Source organism: Achromobacter sp. UBA2119 (assembly GCF_002331005.1).
Lineage (GTDB): Bacteria > Pseudomonadota > Gammaproteobacteria > Burkholderiales > Burkholderiaceae_B > Achromobacter > Achromobacter animicus.
Window position 1 is genome coordinate 181,062 of the sequence record NZ_DCYD01000002.1, and the last position, 15,535, is coordinate 196,596.

Consider the following 15,535-nt stretch of genomic DNA (forward strand, 5'->3'; position numbering starts at 1 on the left):
CATGTTCTTATGAATATAGTACGTATTTACGTACTTTAAAAAGAAATCCGCAATCACCGGATTCGATAGGAGACGAGACCATGACGCAATTGCAGCATCCGCGCGCCGGATGGCGCATCGCCCTTGCCGCGCTGGCCGTTCTGGCGCTGCCTGCGGCCCACGCCGCGGGCTATCCCGAGCACCCTGTGACCGTCGTCGTACCGTATCCGCCGGGCGGCGGCGCGGACCTCTTTGGCCGCGCCATCGCCAACGCGCTGCAGCCGGGCTTGAAGCAGACGGTGCTGGTCGAGAACAAGCCGGGCGCGGGCGGCAATATCGGCATGGCTTACGTCGCCCGGGCGAAGGCGGACGGCTACACGCTGGGGCTGGGCACGATCGGCACGCAGACGATCAACCAGTTTCTCTACAGCAACATGCCGTTCGATCCCGAGCGCGATTTGGTGCCGATCGCGCTGGTGTCCACGACGCCGAACGTGATCGCGGTCAGCGCGAAGTCGCCCTACAAGACGGTGGCGGACGTGATCAAGGCGGCCAAGCAGTCAACGGACAAGAAGCTGACTTACGCGTCACCGGGGATCGGTTCGTCGGTGCACCTGACGGGGGCATACTTCGAGGCCATGGCCGGGGTGACGATGCTGCACGTGCCGTTCAAGGGCACGTCCGCATCGCTGCCGGCGGTGGCGGGCGGGCAGGTGGACCTTCTGTTCGACAATCTGCCGGGCGCGCTGGCGCAGATCAAGGACGGGAATCTGGTGCGCGGGGTGGCGGTGACTTCTGCGGCGCGTGATCCGTCGGTGCCAGACTTGCCGACGGTTGCCGAGTCCGGATTGCCTGGGTTTGACGTGACGGCGTGGTTTGCGTTGTATGCGCCGCGCAATACCCCCGCGCCGGTAGTTGAACAACTGATTGCCGCCGCCCGCAGCGGCTTGGCGACGCCGGCCATCGCCGCCAACTTCGCCACGATGGGCGCGAAGCCGGGCACGCTGTTCGGCAAGGATCTGGCCGCGTTCGAATCCGCCGAACGCAAGAAGTGGGGCGGACTCATCAAGGATCAGGGAATCAAGGCGCAATGAATTCACCCATCGCTCTCGTGACCGGCGCAAGCCGGGGAATCGGCCGCGCCATCGTGGCGAGGCTGATCGATGACGGCTTTCAGGTCGTCAATTTCAGCCGTACGTCACCCGAGACATTGTTGCCTGGCGAGACGTTCCGGTCGGTGGACCTGTGCGACGCGGCGGCGACTATTGCTGCGGGCCGTGAGTTGGCGGCGCAGCAACCGGTGCTGCATCTGGTCAACAACGCGGGGATGATCCAGGTTGCGAACATCGAGGACATTACGCAGGAGGAACTGGCGCGGACGATGGCGTTGAATCTGACTGCGCCGATTCTGCTGATGCAGGCGCTATTGCCGGGGATGCGGCAGGCGAAGTACGGGCGTGTCGTGAATATCGGCAGCCGGGCGGCGCTGGGCAAGGGCGGGCGGTCGGTGTATGGCGCGTCGAAGGCGGGGCTGGCGGGGATGACGCGGACCTGGGCTTTGGAGCTGGCGGGCGATGGCATTACGGTGAACACCGTGGCGCCTGGGCCGGTTGCTACCGAGCTGTTCAACCAGTCCAATCCGCCAGGGGCACTGAAGACGCTGGCGCTGGAGGCGGCGATTCCCGTGGGGCGGGTTGGGCGGCCGGATGAGGTGGCGCATACCGTGGCGATGTTTCTGGACCCGCGGGCGGGGTTTGTGACTGGGCAGGTGCTTTATGTTTGCGGGGGGATGTCGGTGGGGTTAGCTTGAGTGCCGTTGCTGGCCATCGTCGGCGTTCTTGAGACGCCCGGTGCGGCGTGGGCCTGGGGCGGGCGGGGCTCCGATTGCGGTCCGGAGCCTTCGCTCCGGACTGGCCTAGGCGGCCCCCCCCTTCGTCAACCTCGTACGCCTTCGGCTCCCTACGGTTTCCCTCGGGCGCATCTAAACGCCCCGCCCGCCCCAGGCCCACGCCACACCGGGCTCGAGTTGCTTGATCTTCGAGGGCGTTGGGGCGAGTTGGGTTCTTGAGGTTTTGGCACGCACTGGTGTGGAAGAGAAGCGTCTTGCGGTGCCCGCCCCCGGGCGGCCGCGCGGGCGGCCTTCGTTGGCTTACGCGCTGTCTTGCGTCGTGGCGATGACGCTTCGCGCGTGGCTGCTTGTGCTTCTGCGTCAGGGTAAGTGTCATAAATTCGGTGTCTGACACCCTGATCCCCACCAGCGCGCAAGCGCACACCGCCACGACGTCCCACCGGCCCAATGCCGGGTTGCCGCCGTCCGGGCGGCAGCAACCCGGCGGCCCCGCAGATTTCCTGCCCTGAACACGGGTCTTACAGCGCCTCAAACCAAAGACCCTCGCAGCACGGCGTCGTGGTCCCCGTCGGCACGAGCGCCGTCGATGCGCCCGAGGGAATCCGTAGGAGTCGCCGCAGGCGAGGACGAGGATGACAACGGGGCAGTCCGGAGCGAAGGCTCCGGACCGCAATCGTGGGCGCTCGTGCCGACGGGGACCGCGGCGTCGGGCGACCTACGAAGCTCGGACGCAGCCTTGCCGTTATCGCCGCGGACGCAGCCTCACCGCTATTGCCTGGGGCGCTTGTGCACCGGACCCACGTGTTGCTCGACGGCCTTCCTCGTCATCTTCCCCGAGCCCTCCAGGGCACCGGCGCGCTCTTCGCGCAGACGCCGCAGCACTTCGGTCGGCGCGACGCCGAAGTGTGCTGCGAACTTGCGCTGGAAGGTGCGCCGCGACATGCCGCAGGCGTCGGCCATGTCGTCCACCGACCAGCGGGCCGACAGGCGTGCCTCCATTTTTTCGACCAGTTCGCGGAATGGGGCGGCCACGCGATCCTGGAGCCGCAGCGTCTGGCTGTACTGGCGTTGGTCCCCGTTGCGGCGCATGAAGACCACCAGCCGCCGCGCGACCTGCTGGGACAGCGCGGCGCCGAAGTCGCGTTCGATCAGCGCCAGCGCCAGGTCGATGCCGGCGGTGACGCCCGCGGAGGTCCAGTATTTGCCGCTTTCGATGAAGATGCGATCGTCATCGACGCGCAGGCCCGGATAAAGCTTGCGCAGCCGGTCGGCGGAGCGCCAGTGCGTGGTGACGGCGCGGCCATCGAGCAGGCCGGCGGCGGCCAGGATGAATGCGCCCGTGCAGACGCTGCTGGTGCGGCGTGTGCCGTAGTTGCGGCGGCGTAGCCAGGCGCGGGTTTCACCGTGCGCCGCGGCGCGATCCACGCCGGGGCCGCCGGGCACCAGCAGCATGTCGATGGGCGCGTCGTCGTCCGCTTCGAAGGTGCCGTCCACTTGCATGCGCAGCCCTTGTTCCCAGGTGGTTACCACCGGCGATGCCGCGATCGTGTTCAAGGCATATAGCTGGCGGCCCGATTCTTCGTTGGCCGAGCTGAACGCCTGCCACGGTCCGGCCAGGTCCAGCGGCTGGAAACCGTCGTACAGCACGAACAGCACGCGCTGTGGCGCGATTGGCGCGTTTTCTGGCGCACCGCGCGGCGCGCGTTCGCCTATGCTGGGTTCTGGCGTTTTCATGGGAGCAACGTCATGAAGGTGAATATCGTCTTGTTCGAAGGGCTGACTCAGCTGGATATGACCGGGCCGTACGAAGTGCTGGCGAACGCGCCGGGATTTACCGTGGATTTTGTCGCAAAAACGATGGAGCCGGTGCGCTGCGACCGGGGCTTGCGCTTCGTGCCTACGCAAACGATCGACTCGGCGCCGCCTTGCGACCTGCTGGTCGTGCCGGGCGGACCTGGCACGGACGACGCCATCGTCGATCCGGCGTGGGTGGATTTCACCCGCAGGCAGGGGCAGGGCGCCAAATACCTGTTCGGTATCTGCACGGGATCGCTGCTGCTGGGCGCGGCCGGGCTGCTGCGGGGTAAGCGGGCGTCCAGCCACTGGCGGGCGCGGGAGCTGCTGGCGCGGTTTGGGGCCACGCCGAGCGACGAGCGCCTGTGTGTGGACGGCAATGTGTTCACGGCCGGCGGCGTGACGTCGGGGATCGACATGGGGCTGAAGGTGGTGGCGTCGCTGTGCGGCGAGGATGTCGCCAAGCTGATCCAGTTGCAGATCGAATACGATCCGAAGCCGCCGTTTCCGGGCGGCACGCCCAAGACGTCCGAGCCGGCGATTGTGGAGCGCTATCTGGCGATGTCGCAGGCGCGATTCGCGCGACGCAGCGCGGCGGTGGATCGGGCGGCGGCGGCCATGCGGTGAGGCCGTGAACATGGCAAGAGGGCGGCGATTCGGCCGTGTCGGCGGCGGCCATGCCGCGGGGGTGAGGTGTCGCGACGATGGCGATGCCGTGGCGGCGAAGTTCATGCCGTCACAGCGGCGCCCCTGTCTTTGAAGAGGGGCGGAACAGCCTTTATCGCTGCGCCGCTCACCGCCCCAGATGGTCCAGCGGCAGCGGGCTCTGCGGCTTGACCGTCTGGATCGCGAAGTTGCTGCGGATGTCCTTGACGCCGGGCAGTTTCAGCAGGGTACGCAGCAGGAACTGCTCGTATCCGCGCAGGTCGGGCACCACGACCTGCAACAGGAAGTCGGACTCGCCGGACACCAGATGCGCGGCGATCACTTCCGGCAGCGCGCTGACCTCGTTGCGGAACATTTCGGCGTCGCGCTCATGGTGGCGCTCGACCTTCACGCCCACGAATACCGTCAGTCCCAATCCGACCTCGTCCGGATCCAGCCGCGCTTCGTAGCCCTGGATGACGCCGGCTTCTTCCATCATCCGCACGCGCCGCAAGCAGGGCGAGGGCGACAGGCCGATCTGGTCCGCCAGCTCCACGTTAGTGAGCCGGCCGTTCTTCTGCAGCGCCTCCAGAATCCGGCGGTCGTAGGCGTCAAGTTGGCGTTTTGGCATGGATGTGGGGAATTCAGGCTTGGGTTGGTGGGTTGTGCCAGGAATGGTATCCAACTTGGCAAGAATGGCAAGCACATGCCAGCCCCTTTTTTCTAGAATCTCGCCATTGAAAACTTGCGGTGGAGCGCGGTCATGGCCGATATGGCGTTGTTTCTGGGAGCCTTGCTGATTGTGTACGTGGTACCCGGGCCGGACATGATCCTGCTGCTGGAAACCGGCCTGCTGCGCGGTCGCGGGCAGGCGCTGGCGGTGGCGGCGGGCCTGGCGATTGCTCGTGCGGCGCACGTGACGCTGGCCGCGCTGGGTCTGGCGGCCTTGTTCAAGACGCACCCCTGGGCGTTCGACGCGGCGCGCACGGTGGGCGGCTGCTATCTGGTGTGGCTGGGGATCCGTCTCTTGCGCGCGCCGCTTGCCGTTCCGGCTTTGGACGGGGAGGCCGCGCCGCGCCATGCAGGCTGGGGACCCGCGCTGATGAGCGGCGTGCTCACCAATGTGCTCAACCCCAAGGCCTTGCTGTTCTGCTCGGTGCTCCTGCCGCAGTTCGTGTCGCCGGAGCGCGGCCCGATTGGCCAGCAGTTTGCCGTGCTGGGCGTCATCCTCGTCGGATTGGGCCTGACGTTCGACGTGCTGTGCGCGCTGGCGGGCGGCGCGGTAGGCCGCTGGATGTCCGCCAGCCCGCGCGCACAAAAGATCCAGAGCCTGGTCTTCGGCACCGCCCTGATCGGCTTCGGCCTGCGCCTGACCTTCGCCAATCGCCCGGCCTGAGGTGCGCGGCACCTTGTGGGGAGTAGGACATCCATGGTTTTGTAAGACCAAATGAGGTGTCAGACACCGGCCCTATGCGTCGAAATCCGCAACAAAATAAGGTCCGGCGCGCAATCGCGCCGGGCCTTATTGCTTAGCACCGGACCTGCGTTACTTGCCGAAGGCGAACGACGCTGCGTCGACCTCGTCAGCCTTGGCGGGCGGCGGGACGGCGCCGTCTTCCAGCAGTTCCGCGGGATCCAGTCCCTTGGTCAGCTCCAGCGCCTGGCGCTCGAACAGGCGCCGGTACAGGCCGCCCTTCAGGCGGATCAGCGCGTCGTGGCTGCCTTCTTCAATCACGCGGCCATGGTCCATCACCAGCAGGCGGTCCAGGGCCCGGACCGTCGACAGGCGGTGCGCTACGACCAGCGTCGTGCGGCCTTCCATCAGGCGGTCCATCGCGCGCTGGATCAGCACCTCGCTTTCGCTGTCCAGGCTGGACGTGGCTTCGTCCAGGATCAGGATCGGCGCGTCCGCCAGGAACGCCCGCGCAATCGCCACACGCTGGCGTTCGCCGCCGGACAGCTTCACGCCGCGTTCACCGACCAGCGTCTCATAGCCCTTGGGCAGCGCCTTGATGAAGTCATGCGCACTGGCCAGCCGGGCCGCCTGCTCGATGTCGGCCTGCGACGCGCCGGGGCGGGCGTAGGCGATGTTTTCCGCCAGCGTCCGGTGAAACAGCACGGGCTCCTGCTGCACGATCGCGATCTGCCCGCGCAGCGACGCCTGCTTCACCTGGGCGATGTCCTGCCCGTCGATGGTGATGCGGCCGCCGTTCACGTCGTACAGACGCTGGATCAGCTTGATGAACGTCGTTTTGCCCGAACCCGAGTGGCCGACCAGGCCCACCCGTTCGCCCGGCGCAATGCGCACCGAGAACCGGTCGTACAGCGCGACGTTGTGCGCGCCATAGCGGAACGTCACGTCTTCGAAGCGGATCTCGCCTGCCGTCACCGCAATGTCGCCCGCGCCCGGCCGGTCTTCCACGCCCAGCGGCTGCTTCTCCAGCGACACCAGTTCCTCCATGTCGTTGACCGAGCGCTGCAGGTTGCGGATGTGCATGCCCACGTCCCGCAGATAGCCTTGGAGCACAAAGAACATGGTCAGCGTGAACGTGATGTCGCCCACGCTGGCCTGGTTGCGCGACCACAGCAGCAGCGATGCGCCCAGGATCGAGGCCTGCATGGCGACGAGCATCGCGCCCTGGATGCCGCCGTTGAACGTGGCGCGGATCCAGGTGCGGCGCGTGCGGCGGCGCCACTTGTCGATGACGCGGTCCAGCCGCGCTTCTTCACGCGTCTCCGCGCCAAAGGCTTTGACCACGGCGTTGCAGCTGACCGCATCGGCCAGCGCGCCGCCCATGCGCGTATCCCAGGCATTGCCCAGGCGCGCCGCGGGAGCCACGTACGCCAGCGACAGCGTGGCGGTGACGGCGATGTAGAGCACCGAACCCAGGCCCACGACCAGCCCCATCAGCGGCCAATGCGCGCCCAGCAGCGCGGTGGCGCCCACCAGCATGACGACCGACGGCAGCAGCGCCACCAGCAGCGTGTCATTGAGCAGGTCCACCGCCCACATGCCGCGCGTGATCTTGCGCACTGTCGAGCCCGCGAAGCTGTTGGCATGCCAGTCGGTCGAAAAGCGCTGCACGCGGTAAAAGGCATTCGAGGCGATGCCGTTCATCATCTTCAGCGTGAAGGTGATGATGTTCTGGAACACCGCCTGGCGCAGCAGCGTCCCGCCCACGCCTAGCGCAACCAGCAGCCAGAAGGCGGTGATGGCGGCGGTCCAGGCAAGCTGGTCGCCGGCCGCGCCCGATGCCACGGCGTCGACCAGGCGGCCGGCGTACATCGGGGTCAGCACGTCGGCCACGGCGGACAGCAGCGCCAGCGCCACGATCACGACGATGCGCAGCGGCTGCCGGCCCCAATAGCGGAAGGTAAAGCCCAGGACATCCTTGAAGGCCTGTCCTCGAAAATCGATTTTTTTTCTAGCCATTGCCATGGCCTGGCGGCAGAGCACACGCCAGGTTCCTTGTAAGGAAAGAGGAAAAACACGCCGTGCGCCGGAAGGGGCGCTGGCAACTGCGTTAAGGGTTCAAATGGGCACGGCGGACCGGTCGCCAGGTAGTGAACTGGCGATGGTGCCGCGCGGGCGACGACTTAATGGCGTCGCGGGGACACGCGCGGGACGGCGTTCGGCATGGGGTACATCATGCGGCCTCCCTGTCGGTGGGTGAGGGGAAAAAAGGAAGTGGGCGCGAGGCCCGAATTGCCGATTCTATCCAAGTGATGTAGGCGAATCAACGGGCCGCGCGTGGGGACAGAATGCGATGTCGGTTTTTTTCAACGCGGCGGATGCGGCAAATGCGCCCGACGCTGCATGCGTCGCAAACGCTGCGATCAAGACGATCGCAGCGGATCAGCGGGCACAACGAGCGGCGCAACCGCCGCGCTAACCGGGCAGCGACGCCGCGCCCGCAGCGGTATACCCGCCCTGATGGCTTGCCAGCCGCGCATACACGCCTTGCTTGCGCAGCAGTTGGTCGTGCGTGCCGGACTCGGCCAGCGTGCCGCGGTCCAGCACCAGGATCAGGTCGGCGTCGCGAATGGTGGACAGGCGATGCGCAATCACCAGCGTCGTGCGGTGGCGCATCAGCACGTCGAGTGCGCCGCGCACCTGCATTTCCGACAGCGTGTCCAGATGCGACGTGGCTTCGTCCAGAATCAGCACCGGCGCGTTCTTCAAGAAGGCGCGCGCAATCGAGATGCGCTGCCGCTGACCGCCCGACAACTGCATGCCGCGTTCGCCCACGCGCGTCGCCAGCCCCTCGGGCAGACGCTGCACGAAGTCGGCCAGCGCCGCCTGTTCCAGTGCACGCATCAGATCTTCGCGGCTGGCCTCGGGACGCGCCAGCCGGATGTTGCCTTCGAGCGTGTCGTTGAACAGATACGTATCTTGTGTGACCAGCGCCACGCGCTCGCGCAGGCCGTCGAGCTGGAGTTGGCGCACGTCCACGCCGTCCAGCTTGACCGCGCCTTCGCGGGGATCCCAGAAGCGCAGCAACAGGCTGGCCACCGTGCTCTTGCCCGCGCCCGAGGCGCCGACGATCGCCACCGTGGCGCCGGCAGGCGCGGTGAAGCTAAGCTGCCGCAGCGTGTCCTGGCGCTTGCCGGGGTAGGCGAAGCTGACGCGCTCGAACGCGAGCGACAGGCCATGCGGCGCCACCGGCGCGGGCAGGGGGCCGTCCACGACCGGTTCGGGTTCGGTGGCCACCACGTGCAGGCGGCGCGTGGCGGCGATGGTGTCGGCCAGTTGCCGGCTGACCTGCGAGATCTCCGACACCGGCAGGAACGTCGCCAGCGCGATCAGCACCAGTAGCGGCAGCATGCCGGCCGCCAGCGTGCCGGCCTGCACCTGCAGCGCGCCCACGACAGCCACCGCGAGTCCGCCCAAGCCCATCGCGATTTCAAACCAGGCCGTCTGGCGGGACAGGTCGCGCAGGATGGCCAAGCGCCGCGCCCGATAGTGATCGGCGACCTTCAAGAACTGATCGCGGCGCCGGCCCGTCGCCTGGAAGGCAGTGAGGTCGGCCAGGCCCTGGATGGTGTCGGTGGTGTGAGCGCTCATTTCACCCAGCGCCTCGCGCGCCTTGTCGCCCAATGCATCGACGCGGCGCCGGCCGCGCACGGGAGAGACCAGCGCATAGGCCAGGAACGGCAGCAGCGCCAGCGCCACCGGCCAACTGTAGAACCCCAGGAAACCCAGCACGGACAACGGCACCAGCACGGACACGATGGCCGGCGCGATGGTGTGCGCGTAGAAATACTCGACCATCTCCACGTCCTGCGTGGCCAGCGCGACCAGATCGCCGGAGCGGCGTTGCAGCAGGTACGCGGTCGCCAGCCGTTCCAGCTTGTCGTAGAGCTTGACGCGCATGTCGGCCAGTAGCTGATAGGCCATCGCATGCGCCAGCCACGATTCCAGCCAATGGAATAGCGCGGCCAGCGGCGCGGCGATCAGCAGGCCGACGATCAGCGCGGTGGTATCGCCGCCGTCGCGGATGGCGGCCACGATCAGGGCGCTGAACACGCCCACGCCGATGAAGGCGGCGACACGCGCCACGCCCAGCAGAATGGTCGCGATGAGCGTGCCGCGCCATGGGCGCACCACCGACAGCAGGGTGCCCAGTGTGGCGCGCCAGCCGACCTGATCGGCATCCGCGTCCAGCGACCGCAGGGCCGGACAGGGCGTGTTGCCGTCGTCGGGCTCAGCGGCGGTATGGCCCGCCGCCTGCTGCGCCGAGGGCAGGGAGCCGGCGGCCGGGTTGCGGTGCGCGGCCGCCTGTTCGTGCATCAGGCGGTAGTACAGCCCTTTCTCGCGCATCAGGTCGGCATGCGGTCCGGCTTCGGCCACTCGGCCCTGGTCCAGCACCAGGATGCGGTCCGCGCCGATCACGCTGGCCAGCCGGTGCGCCAGGATCAGCGTCGTGCGGCCGGCCATGAGGCGGTCCAGCGCCTGCTGGATCAGCGCCTCGTTCTCGGTGTCGACCGATGACAGCGCCTCGTCCAGGATCAGGATGGGCGCGTCGCGCAGCAGGGCGCGGGCGATCGCCACGCGCTGGCGCTGGCCGCCCGACAATTGCAGGCCGCGCTCGCCAATGCGCGTGGCGTAGCCGTCCGGCAGCGCCATGATGAAGTCGTCGATGTTGGCGGCACGGGCGGCGGCACGCACCTCATCAAGCGTTGCGTCGGGGCGGCCCAGACGCAGGTTGTCGTCGATGGTGCCGTGAAATAGGGTGATGTCCTGGCTGACCAGCGCGATGTGTGACAAGAGGAGCTGCGTGTCCAGCGCGTTGACGTCGTGCCCGCCCACGCGGACCGCGCCGGATTGCGGCACGCATTCGCGCAGCAGCAGCCGCACGATGGTGGATTTGCCCGCGCCGCTGGGGCCGACCACGCCGACCCGTTCGCCCGCCGCAATGCGGAACGCCAGGCCCCGGTGGGCGGCGCGTTCGGGCGTGTACGAAAAGGCGACGTCGTCGAACTCGATGGTCGGCGCCAGGCGCGCAGGGCCCGCTTGCGCGGCGCGCGCGTCGGGGGCGGGCGTCAGCGGCTGCGCATCCATCAACGCGTGAATGCTGGCGGCGGCCGACTGGCCCAGCATGCCCCGGTGCAGCACCGCGCGCAGATCGCGCATTGGGCGGAAAATCTCGGTGCCCGCCATCAGCACGATCAAGAGCGCCTCGACGCTCATGTCGCCGGCGGTCACGCGCCAGGCGCCCAGCGTCAGCGCCAGCGCGGCGCCCAGCGCCACGCCCAGGTCGCTGATGCCGCGCGTCAGCAGGCTGACGGACAGCACCCAGAACGTGTTGTCGGACAGACTGCGCGCGCGGGCGGCAAGCCGCTCGCCCCAGGCCTTGCCCTGGCCATACGACTTGAGCGTGGGCAGCCCCTGGACCGCGTCCAGGAACTCTTCACCGAATTCGTTGAGCGACCGGCTGCGCGCCAGGCTGGCACGGCGGTCCAGCATGTGTACGGCCATCGGCCCGAACAATGCGAAAAGCGCGGCGGCCAGGAAGACGAGGGCGGTCGGCACGTCCCAGAACGCGATGACGGCAAAGATGGCAAAGGGTGCGGCGGCCGCGATGGCGACCTGCGGCAGATACTGTCCGAAGAAGGTCTGCAACTGTTCGACGCCGTCCACCACGGTCAGCATGACGCCGCCAGTGCGCTGGTTGGCGAACCATGCCGGTCCCAACGCGACGATGCGGTCATACAGCTTCGCGCGCAGCGTGTGCTGGATGGCAGCGGATGTGCGGTTGGCCTGCACCGTGCGCCAGTCGTCCAGTAACGCCCGCAGCAGCACCATGGCCGCCACGCATAGCGCGGGCATTGCCCATTCCTGCCACGGTGCCCCGTCGAACACGCGTGCGAGCAACTGCCCCAGGAACACGTACCGTGCAATCCCGGCCGCCAGCGCCAACAGGCCCAGGAAGATGCCGCCCGCCATGCCGGCACGCAGACCCTCGGTCAGACGCCACAGCCTCGAATCGAAATACATAGCATTACTCCATCCAGAGCCTGCATCGTCCCCGATCCGGCGCGCGTGCGAAAGCGATGAATTTTCAATCAAGGGTTGAGATAAACTCAACCGATGTCCGATTCCTCTACCCGCACGCCGCCGCTGGCCGCGTTGCGCGCCTTCGAAGCCGTGGCCCGTCTAGGGAGCCTAAGCCGCGCGGCTGCCGAGCTCAACGTCACGAAAAGCGCAGTCAGCCATCAGTTGCGGGCGCTGGAAGCCGACCTGGGAACCTCGCTGCTGCGCCGGGGCGGCACCGTGCGGCGCGCCGAGACCACCGAGGCGGGTGCTGCGTTGCTGGCTTCCGTACAACAGGCCTTGACCCTATTGGAAACCGCCTGCCGCAATGTCCGGGCCAGCGCCCGCGGCAAGCGGCGCTACACCCTGAACGTGTCCGCCAACCCGTCGCTGGCCGCGCTGTGGCTGGCGCCGCGCATCGGCCGCTTCATCGAACTGCATCCGGACATCGACATCCAGGTGTATCTGCACGCCAGCCAGGATCCGGCCTGGAAAACCCAGGACATCGACCTGGCCTTCCTGCACGTGCGCGCGATGGGGCCGCACATTGCCGCGCCGGGCGACATTCCGCTGATGACCGAGACCGTGGTGCCGGTGTGCAGTCCGGCGCTGGTGCCCGAGGCCGACCGCAATGACCCGCGCGTGTTCATGCGCCACCGCTGGTTGGAAGAAAAGCACATCGACAGCCCCGAGACCGATTGGCGCACGTGGGGACCCCGGCTGGGGATTGCGCCGGATGATTGGCAGGATCCGATGGTGCTGAGCGGCTTGAGCACCGTGGTGGCCGCCGCGGCGGCCGGGGTGGGCATCGCGCTGGGCCGCGCGCCGCTGATCGACGAAGACCTGGCGAGCGGCAGGCTGGTGCCGCTGATGCCGCATCTGCGCATGCCGGGCTCGTGGGGCTATGTCATGCGCATCCACGCCAACCGGCCGATGGATCCCTCATTGCCCGCGCTGGTGGAGTTTCTGGCCGAGGAAGGCCGCAGCACAGGCGCGTGGCAAAGCCCCGACGGCGTATTCGGCAGCCTTGCCCCGCATGACGTTCACGCCGAGCATCAAGATCGTCCAGCCGGATCGCGCACGCGGCGCGGTTAATCGGCCGTCAACTCCATGCTGCGCGTCACTTCCTCCTGCACGCGCTCCCAGATCGCCCGCTTCAGTTCCACAAAACGCGGCGACAGCTGCACGTCCGCGCTGCGCGGATGCGGCAGGTCGTTCTGGATGTCCTGCACGATGCGGCCGGGCTTGGAACCCATGACCGCCATCCGCGTCGACAGGGTCAGCGCCTCGTCGATGGAGTGCGTGATGAAGACGATGGTCTTGCCGCTCTGCTCGTAGATCGACAGCAATTGGTCCTGCAGCACCTGCCGGGTCATCGCATCAAGCGCCGCGAACGGCTCGTCGAACAGCATCACGTCCGGGTCGTTGGCCAGCACGCGCGCAATCGACACGCGCTGCTTCATCCCGCCCGACAGCGCGTGCGGATACTTCTCCGCCGCGTGCTTCAGGCCCACCATCTCGATGAACTTGCGGGCGATCGGCGCGCGCTCCTGGCGCGACATGCCGCGCATCTTCAGGCCGAACTCCACGTTCTCCTGCACCGTGCGCCACGGAAACAGCGCGTACTGCTGGAACACCATGCCGCAGGCGGCGGTCACGTCGGTGACCTTTTTGCCGTTGATCTCCACCGACCCGGTGTTGGGCGTGATGAAGCCCGCCATCAGGTTCAGCAGTGTCGATTTGCCGCAGCCCGAGGCGCCCAGCAGCACCAGGAATTCTCCGCGTTTGACCTCCAGGTTGACCTTGTCCAGCACGGGCACTTCGCCGTAGGCCTTGGAGACGTCCGTCAGCCGGATCATCGTGTCGTTCATCGCTGCCATGCCAGCACCCATCGTTCAAGAAGCCGCAAACACAGATCGGTCACCAGCACGGTGAAACTGATCAGCACCATGCCCAGCACCACGGTGTCGGTCTGGAAGAATTCCTTGCCGTTCATGATCATGAAGCCCAGGCCTTCCTTGGACGCCACCAGCTCGGCCGAGATCACGCAGGTCCACGACAGGCCCAGGATGATCTTCATGCCCGACAGGATCTGCGGCAGACAGCCCGGAAACAGCACCTCGCGCATGACCTGCCAGCGGTTGGCGCCCAGATTGCGCGCGGCGCGCACCAGCACCGGGTCGATGCTGCGTGAGGCCTCCATCACGTACAGCAACGCGGGCACGAAGGACCCCATGAACACGATGCTGTACTTCTGCGTTTCGGTGATGCCGAACCACAGCAGCGAAAGCGGAATCCAGCTCATGGACGGCAGGGGGCGCAGGAACGAGATGATGGGATCGAAGACGGCGCGCGCCACCTTCGACGTGCCCAGCAGGATGCCCAGCGGAATCGCGACGACCACGGCGGCCAGAAAGCCCACCATGACGCGGCGCGTGGAGGCCAGCACGTTGTAGAACAGCGTGCCCTGGTCGGACATGGACAGCGCGCGCGCCAGGACCTGGGACGGCGCGGGCAGGAAGATGGGATCGACCGCGCCGGCACGGCACAGGCCTTCCCACATCAGCAGAAAACCCAGCAGCGAAAACACGCTGACCCAGAGCAGGCGCGTTTCGCGGGATGACGAACGTGTGGACATAGGCAGACTGTCCCGGGATTAGAGGTACGAGGACTGGACCCAGTCCTTGACGGTGGGCGCGCGGTCGATCTGCTTGAGCGACACCAACATCTCGGCCAGCTTCTGCATGCCGTTCACGAAGTTGCCGGGCTCGATCATCAGCGCCTTTTGGTCTTCAGCCGAATACCACTGCGTCTGCTTGATGACGGCCAGCTGCTCGTCCTTGGACAGGCCGGTCAGTTCCAGCAGCACGCCGGCCGCTTCCTCGGGCTGGTTGGTCAGCATGGCGTTGGCCTGGAACACCGCCTGCAGGAATTTGCGCACGGCGTCCGGGTTCTCCTTGCCCAGCTTGGCGTGCGTCAGCAGTACGTCGGGTCCGGGCGTGATGGCGTATTGCTTGTAGAGCGAGAACGCGGTGTCGTCCAGCAGCACGTGCGTGCCCGGCACGGCCTTGATGCGGTCAAACGCCGGCGTCCAGGCCACGGCCGCGTCGATCTGGTTGCCCTGGTAGGCAGACAGCAGGTTGGTCGCGGGCAAATTGATGATCGAGACATCGCGATCGGGATTCAGGCCGGCCTGGCGCAGCACGTCCAGCAGCAGCACGTGGGCGCTGGAGGCGTACGTGACGCCGATCTTCTTGCCCTTCAGGTCGGCAACGGATTTGACGTTGTCGCGCACCAGCACGCCTTCGGCACGGCCGAAGTTGTTGGGGGTGGCGATGACCTGGAACTGGCGCGCGCCCGCGGCCATCAGCGCCAGCGACGACACCACGCCCGTGCCCGCCAGGTCCACATTGCCCGCCATCACCGCGCTCATGCGGTCCGACGACGTGGCAAAGCTCTGCCACTTGATGTCCAGACCCTGCTTGGCGAACAGCCCCGTCTTCATCGCGATGTAGGCGGAGTAATGGCCCAGCCAGGCCGAGCCGCCATAGGTGTAGGACGCGCCGGCGGCGCGGCCGATCATCGGAAAGCCCAGGGCGCTTGCGCCCGCAAGTGCAGCGGTGCGCACCAGCATGGCGCGGCGATTCATGTTCATATTTTTCCCCTACTTGAATGTAGATTGACCGATAGATTCCATGTCGCCGGCACTCTGGGGTGCGGCAGACGAGACTTTC

At 67.1% G+C, this 15,535-nt stretch carries 12 protein-coding genes; 5 read left to right on the top strand and 7 right to left on the bottom strand.

Going from position 1 to position 15,535, the window contains the following annotated elements; all coding sequences use genetic code 11:
- Window positions 1-80 precede the first annotated feature (80 nt).
- Together B3098_RS01095 and B3098_RS01100 are read left to right on the top strand one after the other, a co-directional pair.
- Window positions 81-1,073 (top strand): Bug family tripartite tricarboxylate transporter substrate binding protein, encoded by a 993-nt coding sequence (locus B3098_RS01095; protein WP_279973259.1) that lies wholly within the window; start codon window positions 81-83, stop codon window positions 1,071-1,073.
- Window positions 1,070-1,789, top strand: coding sequence for an SDR family oxidoreductase (locus B3098_RS01100; RefSeq protein WP_286890180.1), 720 nt, complete (start codon window positions 1,070-1,072; stop codon window positions 1,787-1,789). Before B3098_RS01095 ends, B3098_RS01100 begins: the two co-directional genes overlap by 4 nt.
- 807 nt (window positions 1,790-2,596) lie before the next feature.
- Here the strand turns inward: B3098_RS01100 and B3098_RS01105 are convergent.
- Complete coding sequence (locus tag B3098_RS01105; protein WP_286890382.1) at window positions 2,597-3,484, bottom strand: GlxA family transcriptional regulator; 888 nt, start codon at window positions 3,482-3,484, stop codon at window positions 2,597-2,599.
- 90 nt (window positions 3,485-3,574) lie between these two features.
- Between B3098_RS01105 and B3098_RS01110 the strand changes: the two genes are divergently transcribed.
- The gene (locus B3098_RS01110) at window positions 3,575-4,249 is read left to right on the top strand and encodes a DJ-1/PfpI family protein (RefSeq protein WP_286890181.1); all 675 of its coding nucleotides are present in this window, start codon (window positions 3,575-3,577) and stop codon (window positions 4,247-4,249) included.
- Window positions 4,250-4,415: 166 nt separating this feature from the next.
- On the opposite strand, the gene B3098_RS01115 is transcribed toward B3098_RS01110, so the two are convergent.
- Complete coding sequence (locus B3098_RS01115; protein WP_279973256.1) at window positions 4,416-4,898, bottom strand: Lrp/AsnC family transcriptional regulator; 483 nt, start codon at window positions 4,896-4,898, stop codon at window positions 4,416-4,418.
- A gap of 132 nt (window positions 4,899-5,030) precedes the next feature.
- Here B3098_RS01115 and B3098_RS01120 point away from each other — a divergent pair, with 132 nt between their 5' ends.
- Window positions 5,031-5,663 carry a LysE family translocator gene (locus B3098_RS01120; protein ID WP_286890182.1) on the top strand — a complete coding sequence of 211 codons (633 nt, stop codon included), beginning with the start codon at window positions 5,031-5,033 and terminating at the stop codon, window positions 5,661-5,663.
- A gap of 150 nt (window positions 5,664-5,813) precedes the next feature.
- On the opposite strand, the gene B3098_RS01125 is transcribed toward B3098_RS01120, so the two are convergent.
- Both B3098_RS01125 and cydC read right to left on the bottom strand, forming a co-directional pair.
- Complete coding sequence (locus tag B3098_RS01125; protein WP_286890183.1) at window positions 5,814-7,700, bottom strand: ABC transporter ATP-binding protein; 1,887 nt, start codon at window positions 7,698-7,700, stop codon at window positions 5,814-5,816.
- A gap of 456 nt (window positions 7,701-8,156) precedes the next feature.
- Entirely contained in the window at window positions 8,157-11,765 is a 3,609-nt protein-coding gene (cydC, locus tag B3098_RS01130) for a thiol reductant ABC exporter subunit CydC (RefSeq protein WP_286890184.1), read from the bottom strand.
- 93 nt (window positions 11,766-11,858) lie between these two features.
- Between cydC and B3098_RS01135 the strand changes: the two genes are divergently transcribed.
- Window positions 11,859-12,896, top strand: coding sequence for a LysR substrate-binding domain-containing protein (locus B3098_RS01135; protein ID WP_286890185.1), 1,038 nt, complete (start codon window positions 11,859-11,861; stop codon window positions 12,894-12,896).
- Here B3098_RS01135 and B3098_RS01140 read toward each other — a convergent pair.
- Genes B3098_RS01140 through B3098_RS01150 form a run of 3 tightly spaced genes read right to left on the bottom strand, consistent with a single transcriptional unit; the run spans window position 12,893 to window position 15,456 of the window.
- Window positions 12,893-13,681 carry an ABC transporter ATP-binding protein gene (locus tag B3098_RS01140; RefSeq protein WP_286890186.1) on the bottom strand — a complete coding sequence of 263 codons (789 nt, stop codon included), beginning with the start codon at window positions 13,679-13,681 and terminating at the stop codon, window positions 12,893-12,895. The genes B3098_RS01135 and B3098_RS01140 overlap by 4 nt on opposite strands.
- Window positions 13,669-14,439 (bottom strand): ABC transporter permease, encoded by a 771-nt coding sequence (locus B3098_RS01145; RefSeq protein ID WP_286890188.1) that lies wholly within the window; start codon window positions 14,437-14,439, stop codon window positions 13,669-13,671. Before B3098_RS01145 ends, B3098_RS01140 begins: the two co-directional genes overlap by 13 nt.
- Window positions 14,440-14,457: 18 nt before the next feature.
- A complete protein-coding gene (locus tag B3098_RS01150; RefSeq protein WP_279975427.1) occupies window positions 14,458-15,456 on the bottom strand; it encodes an aliphatic sulfonate ABC transporter substrate-binding protein in 999 nt (332 codons plus the stop codon).
- Window positions 15,457-15,535 lie beyond the last annotated feature (79 nt).

Bases quoted from the DNA above. Each gene is read 5' to 3' on its own strand.
- B3098_RS01095 (WP_279973259.1), top strand. From the start codon at position 81: ATGACGCAATTGCAGCATCCGCGCGCCGGATGGCGCATCGCCCTTGCC.
- B3098_RS01100 (WP_286890180.1), top strand. From the start codon at position 1,070: ATGAATTCACCCATCGCTCTCGTGACCGGCGCAAGCCGGGGAATCGGC.
- B3098_RS01110 (WP_286890181.1), top strand. From the start codon at position 3,575: ATGAAGGTGAATATCGTCTTGTTCGAAGGGCTGACTCAGCTGGATATG.
- B3098_RS01115 (WP_279973256.1), bottom strand. From the start codon at position 4,898: ATGCCAAAACGCCAACTTGACGCCTACGACCGCCGGATTCTGGAGGCG.
- B3098_RS01120 (WP_286890182.1), top strand. From the start codon at position 5,031: ATGGCCGATATGGCGTTGTTTCTGGGAGCCTTGCTGATTGTGTACGTG.
- B3098_RS01125 (WP_286890183.1), bottom strand. From the start codon at position 7,700: ATGGCTAGAAAAAAAATCGATTTTCGAGGACAGGCCTTCAAGGATGTC.
- cydC (WP_286890184.1), bottom strand. From the start codon at position 11,765: ATGTATTTCGATTCGAGGCTGTGGCGTCTGACCGAGGGTCTGCGTGCC.
- B3098_RS01135 (WP_286890185.1), top strand. From the start codon at position 11,859: ATGTCCGATTCCTCTACCCGCACGCCGCCGCTGGCCGCGTTGCGCGCC.
- B3098_RS01140 (WP_286890186.1), bottom strand. From the start codon at position 13,681: ATGGCAGCGATGAACGACACGATGATCCGGCTGACGGACGTCTCCAAG.
- B3098_RS01145 (WP_286890188.1), bottom strand. From the start codon at position 14,439: ATGTCCACACGTTCGTCATCCCGCGAAACGCGCCTGCTCTGGGTCAGC.
- B3098_RS01150 (WP_279975427.1), bottom strand. From the start codon at position 15,456: ATGAACATGAATCGCCGCGCCATGCTGGTGCGCACCGCTGCACTTGCG.